This is a genomic window from Desulfonatronovibrio magnus (genome assembly GCF_000934755.1).
Lineage (GTDB): Bacteria > Desulfobacterota > Desulfovibrionia > Desulfovibrionales > Desulfonatronovibrionaceae > Desulfonatronovibrio > Desulfonatronovibrio magnus.
In genome coordinates this window covers 1250-16716 of record NZ_JYNP01000084.1, presented here as the reverse complement: position 1 = coordinate 16716, position 15467 = coordinate 1250, and the positions used below count along the sequence as shown (strand labels likewise).

General features: G+C 43.8%; 17 protein-coding genes and 2 pseudogenes. 10 read left to right on the top strand and 9 right to left on the bottom strand.

The annotated features are described in order from the left end of the window. Together LZ23_RS09395 and LZ23_RS09390 are read right to left on the bottom strand one after the other, a co-directional pair. Nucleotides 1-293: pseudogene (locus LZ23_RS09395) on the bottom strand (hypothetical protein); the annotation flags it as partial. A gap of 100 nt (nt 294-393) precedes the next feature. Further along, complete coding sequence (locus tag LZ23_RS09390; RefSeq protein WP_045213613.1) at nt 394-1299, bottom strand: hypothetical protein; 906 nt, start codon at nt 1297-1299, stop codon at nt 394-396. 245 nt (nt 1300-1544) lie between these two features. On the opposite strand from LZ23_RS09390, the gene LZ23_RS09385 reads away from it, so the two are divergent. Next, a complete protein-coding gene (locus LZ23_RS09385) occupies nt 1545-2699 on the top strand; it encodes a site-specific integrase (protein ID WP_045213611.1) in 1155 nt (384 codons plus the stop codon). Nucleotides 2700-2761: 62 nt separating this feature from the next. Here the strand turns inward: LZ23_RS09385 and LZ23_RS09380 are convergent, their stop codons facing one another. Both LZ23_RS09380 and LZ23_RS24030 read right to left on the bottom strand, forming a co-directional pair. Beyond that, complete coding sequence (locus LZ23_RS09380; protein ID WP_045213610.1) at nt 2762-3847, bottom strand: Rpn family recombination-promoting nuclease/putative transposase; 1086 nt, start codon at nt 3845-3847, stop codon at nt 2762-2764. A gap of 284 nt (nt 3848-4131) precedes the next feature. Continuing rightward, complete coding sequence (locus tag LZ23_RS24030) at nt 4132-4302, bottom strand: hypothetical protein (protein WP_157493172.1); 171 nt, start codon at nt 4300-4302, stop codon at nt 4132-4134. A gap of 398 nt (nt 4303-4700) precedes the next feature. Between LZ23_RS24030 and LZ23_RS09375 the strand changes: the two genes are divergently transcribed. From LZ23_RS09375 to LZ23_RS09335, 9 genes are all read left to right on the top strand, one after another. After that, complete coding sequence (locus LZ23_RS09375; protein WP_045213608.1) at nt 4701-5747, top strand: DDE-type integrase/transposase/recombinase; 1047 nt, start codon at nt 4701-4703, stop codon at nt 5745-5747. After that, nucleotides 5740-6159 (top strand): transposase, encoded by a 420-nt coding sequence (locus LZ23_RS24025; RefSeq protein WP_045213606.1) that lies wholly within the window; start codon nt 5740-5742, stop codon nt 6157-6159. The genes LZ23_RS09375 and LZ23_RS24025 overlap by 8 nt, the downstream gene beginning before the upstream one ends. Further along, nucleotides 6143-7591: an integrase catalytic domain-containing protein gene (locus tag LZ23_RS09365; RefSeq protein ID WP_045213604.1), complete on the top strand. Its 1449-nt coding sequence runs from the start codon at nt 6143-6145 to the stop codon at nt 7589-7591. The genes LZ23_RS24025 and LZ23_RS09365 overlap by 17 nt, the downstream gene beginning before the upstream one ends. Before the next feature lie 71 nt (nt 7592-7662). Beyond that, a complete protein-coding gene (locus tag LZ23_RS09360) occupies nt 7663-8430 on the top strand; it encodes an NAD-dependent epimerase/dehydratase family protein (protein ID WP_052507268.1) in 768 nt (255 codons plus the stop codon). 96 nt (nt 8431-8526) lie between these two features. Further along, nucleotides 8527-9414, top strand: a complete 888-nt coding sequence (locus LZ23_RS09355; RefSeq protein WP_332308276.1) for a methionyl-tRNA formyltransferase — start codon at nt 8527-8529, stop codon at nt 9412-9414. Between the two features lie 15 nt (nt 9415-9429). Then, complete coding sequence (locus tag LZ23_RS09350) at nt 9430-10362, top strand: N-acetylneuraminate synthase family protein (protein ID WP_045213616.1); 933 nt, start codon at nt 9430-9432, stop codon at nt 10360-10362. Between the two features lie 220 nt (nt 10363-10582). Beyond that, nucleotides 10583-11704 (top strand): AAA family ATPase, encoded by a 1122-nt coding sequence (locus tag LZ23_RS09345; RefSeq protein WP_045213600.1) that lies wholly within the window; start codon nt 10583-10585, stop codon nt 11702-11704. Further along, nucleotides 11694-12242 carry a hypothetical protein gene (locus LZ23_RS09340; RefSeq protein ID WP_045213598.1) on the top strand — a complete coding sequence of 183 codons (549 nt, stop codon included), beginning with the start codon at nt 11694-11696 and terminating at the stop codon, nt 12240-12242. The genes LZ23_RS09345 and LZ23_RS09340 overlap by 11 nt, the downstream gene beginning before the upstream one ends. A gap of 78 nt (nt 12243-12320) precedes the next feature. Further along, nucleotides 12321-12674, top strand: coding sequence for a four helix bundle protein (locus LZ23_RS09335; RefSeq protein ID WP_045213596.1), 354 nt, complete (start codon nt 12321-12323; stop codon nt 12672-12674). A 325-nt stretch (nt 12675-12999) separates the two neighbouring features. Here the strand turns inward: LZ23_RS09335 and LZ23_RS09330 are convergent, their stop codons facing one another. The 5 genes and pseudogenes from LZ23_RS09330 to LZ23_RS24590 all read right to left on the bottom strand — a co-directional run. Continuing rightward, nucleotides 13000-13233, bottom strand: a complete 234-nt coding sequence (locus tag LZ23_RS09330) for a type II toxin-antitoxin system MqsA family antitoxin (RefSeq protein ID WP_045213595.1) — start codon at nt 13231-13233, stop codon at nt 13000-13002. A 3-nt stretch (nt 13234-13236) separates the two neighbouring features. Continuing rightward, nucleotides 13237-13554, bottom strand: coding sequence for a DUF4258 domain-containing protein (locus LZ23_RS09325; protein ID WP_198145949.1), 318 nt, complete (start codon nt 13552-13554; stop codon nt 13237-13239). 12 nt (nt 13555-13566) lie between these two features. After that, complete coding sequence (locus LZ23_RS24020; protein ID WP_157493170.1) at nt 13567-13680, bottom strand: Rpn family recombination-promoting nuclease/putative transposase; 114 nt, start codon at nt 13678-13680, stop codon at nt 13567-13569. Nucleotides 13681-13777: 97 nt separating this feature from the next. Next, a complete protein-coding gene (locus tag LZ23_RS09320; protein ID WP_045213591.1) occupies nt 13778-14698 on the bottom strand; it encodes a transposase in 921 nt (306 codons plus the stop codon). Between the two features lie 283 nt (nt 14699-14981). After that, nucleotides 14982-15467 (bottom strand): annotated as a pseudogene (locus tag LZ23_RS24590) (Rpn family recombination-promoting nuclease/putative transposase); the annotation flags it as partial.

Here is a 15467-nt window from a genome sequence, read left to right as displayed (position 1 = left end):
GGAGTGGTATCGTGTGCATATTCCCGGCGGTCGGCCCGCTTGGGAAACCTGAAGCTCTCCCACATCCGGGGAGGCAGCTTGATTTCTTCTTTCTTTTCAAGCGTGAGAAGCAGGACCCGGCAGCCGCGTTCCTTTAAAAGACCGTTAGCCTGCCGCCAATCCCATTTCTGACAAAGGATTCTTGAGATGGCGGATCGGCCTTTGTCCCAATGATCGGCAATGACAGCCCGGATCATATCCAGGTCATTATCGCCTATATGACGGCCTCGTATATAGTATTTTTTGTCTGGCAAGGTCCTTCCCCCTCGTAATCTGGAAGAACCGTATCAAAGAATTTAAGATGTCGTCAGTAAAAAATTGCACCTTGATGAAAAAAAATTACCCTGTGAGGGCTTACAGGTCAAGAGTCAAGGTCTGAAAGCCATTAATGGTTGGATCAAGGTTCCCCTTGATTTTGCTACCACCTACATTCAGGATCAAATTATCATTACCATCACCACCACTGAATACTGCTTCCTGGTCAGCTTTGCTTACCTTGATAGTGTCATCGCCTGCTCCACCAGATACTTCTTCAACTGTAGCACCGCTAAGGTCTGCGTTAATATCTCCGGTCATACCTGAGCCGTTAAAGACTTCAAGCCCGGCATCTACTGCAGTAATCTTGAGGTCGCCAGCACCAGACAAATTGATGGTCTCAACTGCTGTGCCTGCTAAGTTAATGTTATTGCTTGTGTCAGCTATTGCTTCTACGCTGACTACTTCAAGAGCTTCGGTTCCATCTGGAGTCACTTCAATTTTAACTGACTTATCATCTGAACCAACTTCGTTCAGAGCAACTTTCAGCTCATCATTGTCCCCATCAAGCACTTCTTCAGCAAAGGTCGCCTTGAATGTTCTGTCTGACTGAGTAAGTTCGATAACTGATGGAATTTCTGCCAGGTTAGTAAGGTTGAATGACCTTGCTCCAGCATCGATTGTCCAGTTTTGAACATCTTCAATATTTTTAGCGTTAAATGTGCGATCAAATGATGTAGTGTTAGTAAGTTCAACTGCTTCAACGCTTGTCAGTCCCTTATCAGCATTGAAACCATTGAAATTTGCTTTCATCTCAACTTGGAGTGTGTCATGTCCATCACCACCATCAATAATATCATTTGGATTCAGGGTGCCATTAGGAACGCTGTCTGAAACTGCGATAATTGTGTCATCATTATCAGTGGTCTGGAAGGGCTCTTCCTGGTCCGGACCAACCACATCATCACCAGTAGTAAAAGTGCTGAGAAATGCAAAACCTAGCATTTTCGCATGTTCCAGTGGACATGTACTCGACTTTTGTGTCCAAGACTTCCGTATGCCCTCGGAAAAATACAGAAAAAAACTTTTTTTACTTTGGAAAATATCCGTGAAGCCCCGTATATCAACGGCTTTAAGGGATTAGGTTGCTGTAAATGCGACTTCAATATGCCCTCAGTATCAAAAAAAAAATTAAAATTTTTCCCATTTCTTCATTATACTCTAAAAATTGTATAAAGAGGAATGTCTGAATGGCAGTGGAAAATTTAACTCAGGGTTTTGTAAACAAGGTGAGCTGTGGGAAGGGGAAGGACAAAGAAAGGTTTCACGATGCGAAATGCAGGGGACTTATCCTTGAAATCCGGCCGACTGGAACTAAAACGTTTTTCATCAAGTACAAGGATCAAAGGGGCAGGTACAAACAGATGAAGCTTGGCAGGGCAGGAGATATTTCAGTAAGCCAGGCCCGAGAACTTGGGCATAGGGTTTTAGGTAATGTGACTATGGGCAAGGACCCCGGTCAAGAGAAGAAGAGCCTTCAAGTCGTACCCAGGTTTGATGAGTTTGTAAGTGACAGATTTTTACCGTATATCAAGAGCTATAAGAAATCCTGGAAGCTTGATGAGGGAATGCTTAGAAACCATATTCTGCCGGAATTTGGTTCTTTGTATCTGGACGAGATTACTGCTGAGATGGTTACAGAGTTTCATAGCCAGAAGATGGCCACTGATTTAGCTCCAGCTACAGTAAACAGGCTGCTTATTCTGATGAATTTTATATTCAACCTTGCTATAAAATGGCAGACGCCCGGGTTAAAAGATAACCCAACTCAGAATACCAAAAAGTTTGAGGAGAACAATATGCGCGATAGATATTTGACCCCTGCGGAACTGTGCGCCCTGTCTAATGCATTGAAGGTCAGCAAGAGCAAGGTGCTTGAGCCCATTGTTTTGCTGCTTGTGCTTACCGGAGCCAGGAAGAGGGAAGTTATGGATGCCAAGTGGGAAGACTTCGATCTGGAAAGAAAAACATGGCGGATTTCCATCACAAAAACAGGAAAGCCAAGGACTGTGCCGCTGTCGGGTAAAGCGCTGAAAGTACTGGACGGAATAAAAAAAGTAGAGGGCAGCCCATACGTGTTTGCGAATCCCAGAACAAAAAAGCCTTATAATTGCGTGTACTACGGATGGGACATGGCCAGAAAACGAGCTGGATTAGAGGACATATGCATGCATACGCTCAGGCACAGTTTCGCGAGTTTTTTGATTAACGGAGGACGCAGCATATACGAGGTAGGAAAGTTGTTGGGACACAGCCAGATCAGTACCACAATGCGTTATGCCCATCTGTCCGAGCAGACCCTGGCTGATGCAGTGAATGTGGTGCCTCTGGGCGAGGCTGCGTAACTGTTGGGGATATTACGGAGGCCACCCTGTTGGTTCGGGGTGGCCTTTTGTTTAGTGTAGGGTTAGTTGAGTGCTGCTTTGTTTACCATTTTTGTGAATTCATCCAATGACTCTGTTCTGATTATTTTTCTGTTTAGAGCCCTGAGGTTCTCTATGGATTGAATGGACTTGATTTTAACCTGGAGCATGCCGGGTATTGGTCCGTATACCTCTGTTGCAAGGTCTATCAAGGTTTCCTGGGCGTTTTCAAGCTTGCCCTCGGCAACCCACTGTGGTTTTATTTGTAGATACTTTTGCTCAACTCTTTCTTCAATTTCTTGTGCTGCTACTCCTACCATATCCTCACCTCCTGGAAATCGTCTGGTAAGCTGGGTTACTCGTGCCCTACTCAAAGGGCCAGATGCCAGTACGTATTTCAAAATATTAAACAGAAATTCTTTCCTTTTATCCTCATCAGGCAGCTGTTCAAGTAAGTCAAATATTTCCTGCAACTTTATGTCCAGTTCAGGGAAGTGAATATACTTAAAGAGCAGATGAAATATTTCCATAAGGATAGAGGTTTTGAAAGCCTCGTCTGCCATATGGGTTATGTCATGCAGCAAATGCCTGAATTTAGGAATAAAAACCCTGAATGATTCATGGGGTATTTCAAAATAGTCTTCAAATTCGTGGCTGAATGTCCATTTGCTTACACCGTGATAGATAATCACAGGAATGACTATAGGCAAGTAGCCTGACAGCTTGTTACGTCTGTACAGATTCATCCATTTCTGGACTGAATAGTGAAGAGCTTGAAGTAGTGCGTACCTGTCCAGATAACTTTTATGTTCAAACAAAAAATAGAGATCTACCATCTGGTCGGTGTTTTTTAGCCGAACTCTGACAACCACGTCAGTGCGGAACTCTTTGAACTCTTCAGCTACAAACCCGCTGATATCAATTTCTAGTACTGACAGATCCAGGTAGGCCTTGATTTCATCCGGTATGTAATATTTGATGAAATCTCGGACCAGCTCTTCATCCTGGAAAAAGGTCTTGAAGCCTACATCGTGTGGGGATGGAATTTCAAATGACATATTGAGTATATATCTTAAGGCTTGAAATATTGCAAGCAGATTAAATATCAACTTTATGGCAAAAGTTGACATTCTGGTTTTTCATAAAACCCTGTAAATTCAATGCTTTAACTTTAATGTGCTACCCCGCTACCTTCACTTTGGTAGGTAAACGTTAAGTTCTATCGTTTGAATTTATTTTAACTTGATATTATAAAAAAGTCCTCTAAACTAAGTAATTTTGCTCGGCCATACCTGAAGTCACCAAAATATATACGTGTTCAAAAGTAGGCAGCTACGTGCATAGTAATTGGATTCTAAGGGTATGCCAGGCTAAAAGAAGGGCACTCGTGCGTCCCTTCTTTTTACTCTAGGTTTTACCAGAGGATTACAAAGCCAATCAGAATTACTACAGCGCACCACAGAGCGTAAGCCTGTCTTTTCCAGAAGATGTGCTTACGCTTGTGGAAGGACTGTTTATTTCTGCGAATTTCATATCTGAGCTTAGAGCCTATCCTTGAAACTCCATGAGCATCCTGTAAGTCCATATTCTTACCTCCCTAAGCTAATTATGTTCATAGAACTCAATCATAACTCAGTACACACCGGACTGCCTGATTATCAGAGCAGCGTACTCACGTGCTTTAGTTTCATTTTCAAAGACATGCTCTGACTCCGCCACATCTGTTCCTAAAAACTTTCTATTTTAATTACACACCACATGATTACTTCCTCGTTGAATCAGGGCCGAAGGCTTCCCACAGGCACGCTAATACAGTCGCAATAAGCTGGATCGTCACTTGATTTCCTCCACAATTTTGATCTTTCATGTTTTCCTCCTATTCGGGTTGTTGTAGTTTATTGTATCTGTTAAAAAGAATCCGTACAAAAGGTTTTAACTCAGGGTAACACTTTCTCTTGGCATATCCCTTAAGGAGAGAGTGTTATGGGAAGCAAATTTTTCGATCAGCAACAAAAGCTGACTATTGTAGAGAAGGCTCAAGAAATCGGGTTTAAAGAAGCTGCAGATATTGCAGGTGTCCACTACACAACAGTCTATGACTGGAAAAACAAGCTTGAAACCATGGTGCGCGAGGCATTTCTCGAGCATCAACCCAATCGACCAGGGCGTGGCGTAAAAAAAATTACGCCGGACCAGGAAGAAGCCATTCTTAACACTTGGCAGACCAATCCGGGCTTTGGCCCTGGACAAGTCCGCAGCCATTTGCGCAGACAAGGCAAAACCATTTCCATTCGCAGCATCAGGAAAGTGATGTTGGCCAATGGTTACGAACCCAGACAGACAAAGAAGGAGCACACTGAGCCTCAACGTTTTGAAGCAGGCCGCCCTCTGGAGCTGGCCCAGATGGATATCCTGGAGTTGCACATAAACAAGGCCAGAGTCTACCTGATTTTGCTCATAGACGATTATTCGCGCTTCATCCTGGGCTACAGGCTTGTGGAGCATACCTCTGCAGACGAGGTAACCATTCTGGTCCAAGATGCTATTACCAGGTATGGCAAAATAGAGGAACTACTTACCGATCGAGGGTTCGTGTTTTATTCTTGGCGTGGCATCAACCGTTTTGAAAAGTATTTGGAACATGAGGGTATCGATCATACTCATGCCCGTGCCCATCACCCTCAAACCCTGGGTAAAGTGGAGGCCTTAAACAAACGTATCAAAAATGAGCTTTTCAGACAGAAGCATTTTTCTACTCTGGAGCAGGCATCTTGTGCGCTTGCACAATGGGTTGATCACTATAACTCCAAACGTCCGCATCAAGGAATCGGCGGTTTTTTAGTCCCTGCAGAACGTTTCCATGGCCAGGCGGACAAGGCTCTTGACGAGATAGCAAAGAATTGCGATGTCACCAGCCAGGAACATGATGTGGAACGTAGTATTGCCAACCTGGTGCTGTCCCCGGATGGAACTATTACTTTATACATTCTGGGGCAGCCTGTAATGGTTAAAGGAGGACTTTATGGCTGATTCCCTGACCCCGGAAGAAGTGGCTATCTTGATTCAGGCCCGCCAGATTCAGAGGGAAAAGAACCTCAACAGGGATTTTGACGTGACAAGCGTCTGTCAAAGAGCTGGAGTATCCCGTAAAACCGGATACCAATGGGTTAAAAAACATATTCCTGATACAGCCGGGCAAAAGGAACTCGAACAGGAGCTGACCAAACTGCGGACAGAATATGAAAAACTCAAAAAAGAGTATGACCGGGTCGACTTCGAGAACGAGGGTCGTAAACTGGCCTGGGAAATCCACCATGTTGATGAGTGGCTGGCCTCAAAAAAAACACTTCCAAACGCAGGACAAAGAAAAAGCAGTAACTTTTCTGCGAGCCCAGGAAAGAGCGCTAAATCTGATTGCCTGGGTTTTGGGAATCTCTGTTAGTGGCCTGCAGTCTTGGAACAGGGAGTTCGATGACGAACTTAAACCCTATAAAAAAGTCGACAATCGGGGCAAAGCGAGCAAAGTAGATATTGATACTGTGCGCCTGATCGTAGACAAGGGCAGAGAACTCAAAGAGCGTGGTAAAAGGATCCGTATCCATCGTTTTGCCCGGGAGCTAAATCAGATGTTTAATCTTAACTTGGGCTGGAAAACAATACAGGATATACTTACTGCCAATGACCTGTACAAACCTGAAACCAGAAAAAAAAGGCCCAGATTCTATCAAAGTCTTTGCCGGAGGATACCCAACGGCCAACTAAGCCTTGACGGAAGCGAATTAGAAATCACCCTGGGCAACCAGGTCTTCAAATATAACCTTGAACTGGGAGTTGATGTGACCAGCTTCTGTCATACCGGCTTTGAAATAAGCTCCACTGAAACCAGTGAGGCGGTTTTAAGCGTGCTGCAACAACATATTCGGCAATGGGGGCCTCCCCTGGCTGTTATTTCGGATTCTGGCAGTGCTAACCTGAGTGGTAACGTCCGTGAATACCTTGAAGAGTTTGACATCCAGCTCTTGCCTGCAGGACCTGGCAACCCCAAAGGCAACGGTACAGATGAGGGAGCTTTCAGCCAATTGAAAAAAAACATAGGTGCAATCCACATTGATACATCATCCATGCAGAACTTAGGTCAAAGTATCTTGGAAAATATCATTACCGTATACGTGACCATGCGCAACCAGATGAATCTGCGCTACTCCAAGAAATCACCCCAAGGGGTGATGCAGACCAAAGTCAGTAATGAAGAAAAAGTACGTCAACAAAAAAAGCACGAGGAGTACAAAAAAAACAAAAATCGGGATGAAAGCAGTCCAAAGCTGGACAGGTTGCACTGGATTATCAAAAATCACGACATAACCTTAGAACCAGAGGAACTAAAAAGAGCCGAGAAATGTATCAAACGTTATGACAGAGAAGCTATCGCCAAGTCCGAGGAAGCATTCTTAAAAGCGGTCAATCGCGATTCCGGGCGTTGCAACATTGCTTATTTTTTTGGCATCTTAAAAAACATTCAACAGGAACTCGATGAACAAAGGTATCAGGAATATTGCCGCAGACGTTATAATTATGAGCTTATGCTGAAAAACGAGAGACGCAAGCAAGAACAGCTCAATCAAAAGGCTTCCGTTGAAGGGACTTTGAAACTGTTGTGTGTTGCTATGAAGTTGACATCGGACTTTCTGAAAAGCTTTAATCTGCGCAAATGCCAAAAGTATATCAAAGAACTTTTAGACTCCAGAAGTTATAAAAAACCTCTATGGAACCAGTTTGTAGAAGCTATAAGTGATAGAACTGATCTTGATATAGCTCAAAAAGAAGAAGCAGCAAGGTTAATTGAAGAGATGTTAAACAACGCCGCCAAGGCTTAAAGTGTTACCCCATTTTTTTGATTTTGTTCGAATTTTTATTGCAACGTTACAAGCTCTCCACATCACTTGTCATGGAAAGAATCAGGTTGCTTAAAGAAGCACAAGTAGGAATCCATGTTCAGGATGCCAGAGACTATCATGCTATGACCAGGATACTGAACAAAATTGATCCCCAGGTTATTATTCAGCTGGCCGCTGTCTCCCATGCCAATAGATCAAATAAAGACCCTTACTCAACCTTTGACCACAGCTTTCGCACCCTTGAGAATACTTTGGACTGGGCAAGGGGCGGGTCGTCCAATGTTGAGCAGTTCATCTTTTTTTCCTCCAGCATGGTTTACGGACATTTCAAGGGAGGGGAGGTCGCGGAGGATAGTTATTGTGAGCCTCTGGGCATATACGGCGCTCTCAAGTTCGGTTCTGAAAAGATAATAATGGGCAATAATCAGGTTTTTGATTTGCCTTATACTATTATAAGACCCTCTGCCCTTTACTGTGAGCGCTGCATAAGCCGTCGTGTGGGGCAGATTTTCATCGAGAATGCCCTGTTCGGGGAAGACATAGTCATGTCCGACAACGGTACTGAACGTCTGGATTTCACCTACATCAACGATGTTGTAGACGGCGTAACGAGATGTATAGGCAACAAAAACGCCTACAACCAGATTTTCAATATCACTTATGGCAGTGCCTGCTCGGTTGCAGATATGGCAGAGATTATCAAGCAGCATTTTCCCGGTATTAATGTGCGTAATGTTAAAAGGGATAAACTAATGCCTCAGCGCGGAACTTTAAATGTGGATAAAGCCCGGGACCTTATCGGCTTTAACCCGAGCTGACCTCTGGAAAAGGGCTACCCCCTTTACATTGAGTGGTACAAGGATTTGTTTGAGCGGTTGCAAATTGCCAAAAAATAGCAAGAATAAAACTGTTTTATTAAAAACATTATCATTTTCCTAAACGGTGCGCGGGGTATCCCGGTTGTTAAAGCAGTTCAGGAATCCAGGCACGCTGTTACAGCAGTGGTTGTACCATCAAAACAAAAATGTGATCCGATCCAAGATGAAGTTCAAAAGATCGGATTGGATTGTTTGAGGCTGGAGAACGTAAACAGTACTGAAGCGATTGCCCATCTGCAATCGCTATTGCCTGAGCTGTTTATAATTGCTGGATTTTCCACGATATTCAAAGAAGAGCTGATAAATATTCCTCGAATGGGTGTAATAAACCTCCATGCAGGTCGCTTGCCCGAGTATCGGGGTGGCTCACCGCTTAACTGGCAAATAATCAATGGAGAATCCGAGGCAGTTATCTCGGTAATAAAAATTGACCAGGGGATAGACACGGGCCCGGTTTTGTCGGAGCAAGCCATCAAAATTGAACCTTCAGATACCATTGCTGACCTGCACGGTCAGGCAAACAAATTATTCCCTGGTCTCGTACTTGATGCGATTGAAAGGATTGAAACAGAAACTAACCCGGGACGTATTCAGGATGAAGACAATGCCATGTACTGGCATCAGAGAAGTGACCGGGATGGATATCTTGATTTTAGCAGATTCACAGCAAAACAAGCAGATAGATTTATCCGTGCTTTGACCCGTCCGTATCCGGGTGCGTGGGCTTTTTTGGATCAAAAAAAAGTTAGGTTGCTTGCTGCTGAAATACCTAAAATGGATTTACGGGGCTCTTCGGGCCGGATCTGTTTTATTCAGGGGCAAGGTCCATATGTTGTCTGTAAAGACAGAGCGCTGCTGCTTAAAGAATACTTAATTGAGGAAACCCCCAATTCATCCCTGAAACATGGCCAATATCTGAGTTGATAAGGTTGAATTACAATGAAAATAGGCAATTTCGATACCAGCGAAAAAGTCTTTATTATTGCGGAAATCGGCAATAACCATGAAGGCGATTTTGAGCTGGCCAAAAGAATGATCCAACTGGCGGCAGAGGCAGGAGCCGATGCAGTCAAGTTTCAGACCATAGTCCCGGAAAGGCTGGCAAGTTGCGCTGACCAGAATAGAATAGCCCAGTTGAAAAAATTCCAGCTTTCTTATGCGCAGTTCGAAGAACTGGTAAGACAGGTCAGGCAAGCTGGAGTTGTCTTTCTCTCCACGCCCTTTGACCTTGAAAGTGCAAGATTTCTCAACCAAATTCAGCCGGTTTTCAAGATCGCTTCCGGTGACAATGCATTTTTTCCACTAATCGATACAGTGGCCGGTTTTAATAAGCCCATAATCATTTCCACTGGCCTGTGTGACATGGAACATATCCAAAACATTTACACCCGTGTTAGAGACGTGTGGCAAAATACAAATTCAGATCCTGGTCTGGCTCTCCTGCATTGCGTAGCCAGCTACCCTACTTCATTGGAGCAGGCAAACCTTGGAGCAATCCATACCCTGAAAACTGAATTTCCAGAAGCTGTAATCGGGTACTCTGATCATACCCTGGGCATTGATGCTGCCATTTATTCAGTTGCAGCCGGGGCGCGCATTGTGGAAAAACACTTCACCCTGGATAAAAATTATTCCGGTTTTCGGGATCATCAGCTTTCCGCGGATCCAGATGAGTTCAAAAACATGGTGGCAGGCATTAAAAATGTTAGTCAGATGCTTAGATCAGGCCAGAAAATACCTTGCCAATTCGAGGAGAGTACGGCGATCAACATCAGACGTTCCATAGCCGCTTCCGTGAATTTGCCTGAAGGGACTGTTTTGTCAAAGCAGCACCTGACCTGGGTTCGCCCTGGTACTGGCCTGCAGCCCTGATGTGAAGATCAATTGCTGGGAAGAAGGACATTAAGATCCTTTAAACCAGGTGAATTAATAACCCTGGAAGATATTGAGTAATGTGGGGCAATTTATTTCTTGTTTTTTAATTCCAGCATAGCACAAAACAAAATTTGCAGAATTTTTCTTTTTGCTGTAAACTCCTGTCAGGATTAGCAATCATTGCTTAGATAAATAAAACATGAAACCAGGAATCACCATGATCAGAAGAATGTACATTCATAACTATAAATGCTTTATTAACTTTGAAGTGCAGCTGGATGATTTCCAACTCATCGCCGGTCCCAATGGTGGTGGCAAGTCTGTTTTTTTTGAAGTGCTTGGAAAAATAAAAGCATTCGTGTGTGAAAAAGAGCGGGTATCAGATTCTTTTCCAATCAGCCACACCGCTTTGGGCGTTTCTGGAGAGGACAACCCTTTAAAGCTGGAGATTGAAATCCAGGATGAAGAAGAAAATATTTTTTTCTACAGTCTTGAGGTTGAATATGACAGATCAAACAGCCAGCAGCGGGTTTTTTCAGAAATATTAAAATATAACCAGACACCTTTGTTTGAGGCGCGTCTCGGAGAAGCCCAGCTTTACAGGGACGACGGCAGTACAGGTCCGTCATTTCCCATTGACTGGACCCAGTCAGGAGTTGGTTTCCTGGCGCCCGGGAAAGACAACAGAAAAATGACCTGGTTCAAAAACCGTCTTTCCAGGGTTTGGCTTCTCCGGATCGTCCCTGATTTGATGAATGAGGAAAGCCGAAAGGAAGAAACTTCTCCTTTGGCGAATCTGTCTGATCTGGCGGACTGGTATCGCTATCTCGTGCAGGACCAGCCTGAAGTTATCTATGAATTAACCGAGACTTTGCGGGACAGGATACCCGGGTTCAGGGCTTTAAGGTTGAAAGATGCAGGTGACGGGAAAGTGCTGTACGCTGGTTTTGATAATGAGTCTGGTGGTTCGGTACACTTGCCTTTTAAGCAACTCTCTGAAGGACAGAAATCCCTTATCGGATTATACACAACCTATTTTGGCCTGTTTTCTCAAAAAGATGCCACTCTCTGTGTGGATGAACCGGAAAATTTCTTGAGTTTGCCTGAAATTCAGCCCTGGCTGGATCTTGTTTTTCAGGCATGCGAAGAGAACGGCAAGCAGTGCCTGCTCATTTCTCATCACCCCAGGGTTGTCAATTTTCTTGCCGCTGAAAAAGGTATCTGGTTTGAGCGGGCCAATGGTACAGGACCAACCAGAACGTATCGCATCTCAGCTGACTCAAAAGCACCCATCTCCATTGATCAGCTCATTGAAAGGGGCTGGATCGATGTCGCGTAGAGCTGATCGTATCCGGTACACAATTTTATGCGAGGGAGCCCGTGACTATTATTTTGCCAAGTCTTTCATTGAAAAGGCCATAGGTAAAGACAAAACAGAATTCTACAGATCCCAGACAGTACCTGGGAGGGGATCAGGTGAGCAGCAGGTAAGGAATCTTTTCCCCGATGAACTGGCTGCCAGAAGAAAGCGCCCCAAAAATGAAAATCACTGGCTGGTTGTGATAACCGATGGTGATGGCCTTTCTCCGAAAGATCGTAAAACCCAGCTTTTTCAGGAACTGGCCGACAGATTAATGGAAATGCCCGGGGATGATGAAAAGTGCGCGCTGTTTATTCCTTGCCGCAATCTTGAATCCTGGTTTGAGTGGATACAAAAAGGGAATAGTAATGAAGAAAAAAACTACAAAAATAAGCATAGAAATGCAAAGCCAACTGAGTTTGGGAAAGCGCTTTTTGAGAAATGTCAACGATCTGGTAAATGCAATTATCCCCATTCACTGGATAACGCGTGCAGGCAATGGGAAAAAATGCGCTGATACAAAGTGATCCACATGTGGGAAATTCGAAGCACGAAATTCGAAATCCGAAACAAATTCAAATGACTTAATGATGCAATGACAAAAACTTATGATCTTGAGGAAAGGACTGCGTTGTTTGCAAAAAATGTCAGGTTGTTTGTCAAATTGCTGCCTCGTTCAATTTCGAATACGGAAGACATCAAGCAACTTGTCCGATCATCTGGTTCTGTAGGTGCGAATTATATAGAGGCCAACGATTCTTTGAGCAAAAAAGACTTCCTGATGCGAATCAAAATATGTCGCAAGGAAGCCAAGGAATCTCGATATTGGCTTAAACTCCTCGATGTAGGCGAAAATCATGTTATAGCAAAGGAACGTGACAAGCTATTTCAAGAGTCAACTGAACTAATGAATATATTTGGTGCAATAGTAAGAAAAACTGAAAAATGAACATTGTCCCATTAAATTGCCCGCAATCTTGTTTTATTCATTTTCATTTTTTATCATTCGTTCGAAATTGTTTCGAATTTAGTGCTTCGAATTTCTAACTTTTATTTTGTCTTGTTGTTCATTTTCCGTTTTTAACATTTGAATTTTTAACATTGGATATTGTTTCGGATTTCGATATTCGAATTCCTTCTGGCAAAGTGTAAAAGGAATATGCTTTGTGTTGGCATGTGTGCTCCCTAAGGTATCTGGAAAGAACCAGTTTTATTTTGCATGTTAAAAGCGTAACGATTGTTTTTTATCGTACTTTTATGTGTGCCACACAGGTTTAGGCAGCCATGTCAATCACTTCCACTTGGCTGCGTTTAGACCTGGCTTCTGAGACAATTCTTTCCAGATCTTCGGCAACTGAATCCATGATCCACGCTTCTCCGCACTGGTCGCACACCATGGCCGGTACATTTCTCACCACTACCAGTACGCTGCCTTTGTCTACTGTGAAGGTAGTCGTACCTGGATTTTGCTTCCCGCCACACAAGGGGCATCCTTTGGTAAAAAACATTTACTACCTCGCTTTCCTTGTTATACCGTTGTCTTGAAAATGATCCTCATCAGGGATATATGCTGTTATGATATATACTGCTTGTGCTCCATCGTCCCATGAAGCAACCACATGTATCCGCTTATCTCCTGAAAATCCAGATATAAGGTAACTTGGATATGGCTTGTCCTCCGGATAGGACTCGATAATTTTTCCATACTGTATAGTGTTAAACACATCATCCCTGGAAATATTACGCTCCAGCATTCGAGATAAAACATGTCTGCGCCATATAATATTTTTCTTTTCCAAAGCTTCTTGCATTTTAACAAGCGTATTCAAAAATCATCTCTCTTATGACTTGATTTCATCTGGTATGTAAAGGTTAATGAAATCCCGGACCAGCTCTTCATCCTGGAAAAAAGTCTTGAAGCCTACATCGTGTGGAGATGGAATTTCAAATGACATAGTGGTCTTAAAATATTGTAAGAGGATTGTATGCGTGCATGAGGTACAGATATAGTGAGGTTTTAAGGAGCAGGCAAGGGAAAAATGAATGCCCTGGCTACGAACTACCCAATCGCTTCATAGAATATAAACCCTCCACCCCGCCTACGGGTGTAAATTTGCGCTCGTCCTTGGACCGAAGCAGATGCTTGACCTGATCAAATACTTCCTGGACAAAGTCTTTCCCGCCGATCACCCCGGAATCAGTAAAATACCGGCATCTGTACCTGAACCTCTCAGCACGGGATATTTTGTAACCCTTTTTCCTGGCCTTTTCCACGATCTTTTTGTCCATGACCTTGCCTTTGCCCGCATCCACAGCCCCTGTTTCATATACAAACTGTCTGTATTTGCGGATAATCTCCTTGGGATCAAACTCATTCCATTCCTTCATCCCAAAGTCTATGGACAGCAAATTATCCCTGTTCCCGGTCTGGGTATGGTAGCCTAGGGAACACCAGCGGTAATCTTCGGGTTTCTTTACTATCCCTGCCCTTATGGGATTCAGATCGATATAGGCCAGCATGTTCACTAAGGTATGGCCTTCCTGGACGATCATGCTCTTAAACCGCTCACCCCAGAAAAAACCGCGCCTGTTATGCCTCTTATTGTAATACCGGGAAAAGGTCTGCTTAATCTCTCGGACGAACTCAGAAAGATCAGTCCATTTTTTGCTGAACTTTTCCATATCCTGATCCCCAAAATGGACATCCTCTCCGTATCGCCTGGCAAATCTTTCTTTAACCTCATCTCTGTCAGCATATTCATGAGGGTAGACTTTCACGGCCAGGTGCCAGTGATTCCCCATGATTGAGAAACCAAGGATATCCACAAAATAGATGTTACTGAAATATCTGATTATATCCAGCAGCTTGTCTTTTTCAATGTCACCAAGGGGAAAGCCGGGCAAAGCTGTTCGGGATATGATGTGGTAAATGGCCGGTCTGTCCGGCAGAGTGAATCTGGCATTTCTGGGCATGGCTTACCTCCTTAAGATGAGGGGTTGGTGTTGATGGAAGGATACTTACCCGAGATGGAATAAAAAGTAAAGCATATTTCGTCTGTCCCTGTCGGCTTCACTGTTGGCTTCATGGATGTCCCTTTGAATTAAGAAGCCCCCAGGAAGCCTATTTTTGGCCTCCTGGGATGTTTTTGATGTCAGGTATGCGGAAACAGTTTAGAGGTTTAAAAAGTCGACGTAGCTGGCCAGTTATTGTCTAGACAGCATGTAGCTCCACGTTATTTATGGCACAATCAAGAAGTCAATTCTCAGCAGCCCTGTCTACCAGCTCTGTAAACTCCCTTAAGGACTCAGTTCTGATGATCTTTATGGTTAAAATTCGAAGGTTATCGATGGACTGGATGGATCTAATTTTGACTGAGAGCATCATAGGAAGCGGTCCATATAGCTCTGTTGCAAGGGCTACCAAGGTGTCTTGGGCGTTTTTAAGTTCGCCTTTCTGTTCTCCAATAATAAGCCCTTCATGCTTACCCTGCCTAAGCCACTGGTCAGCTAAAGTTTCCATTATCTTCTCACCTCCCTCTGGAATGAGATCCAGAGCTTTTTTGTAGTCTTCCTGGTTTAGATAGCCGGAGCTCTTAACCAGGTATGTAAAGAAAATCTCAATGTATTCCAGGGCAGTTCTTGGCCCCAGAGCTTTTAACAGACCAAGAACCAGCCGAGGTGGCAACTCTTTGATATTCGAGTCGTTCTGCATCTTGATTATTTCAACATAGAACTTGAGCAG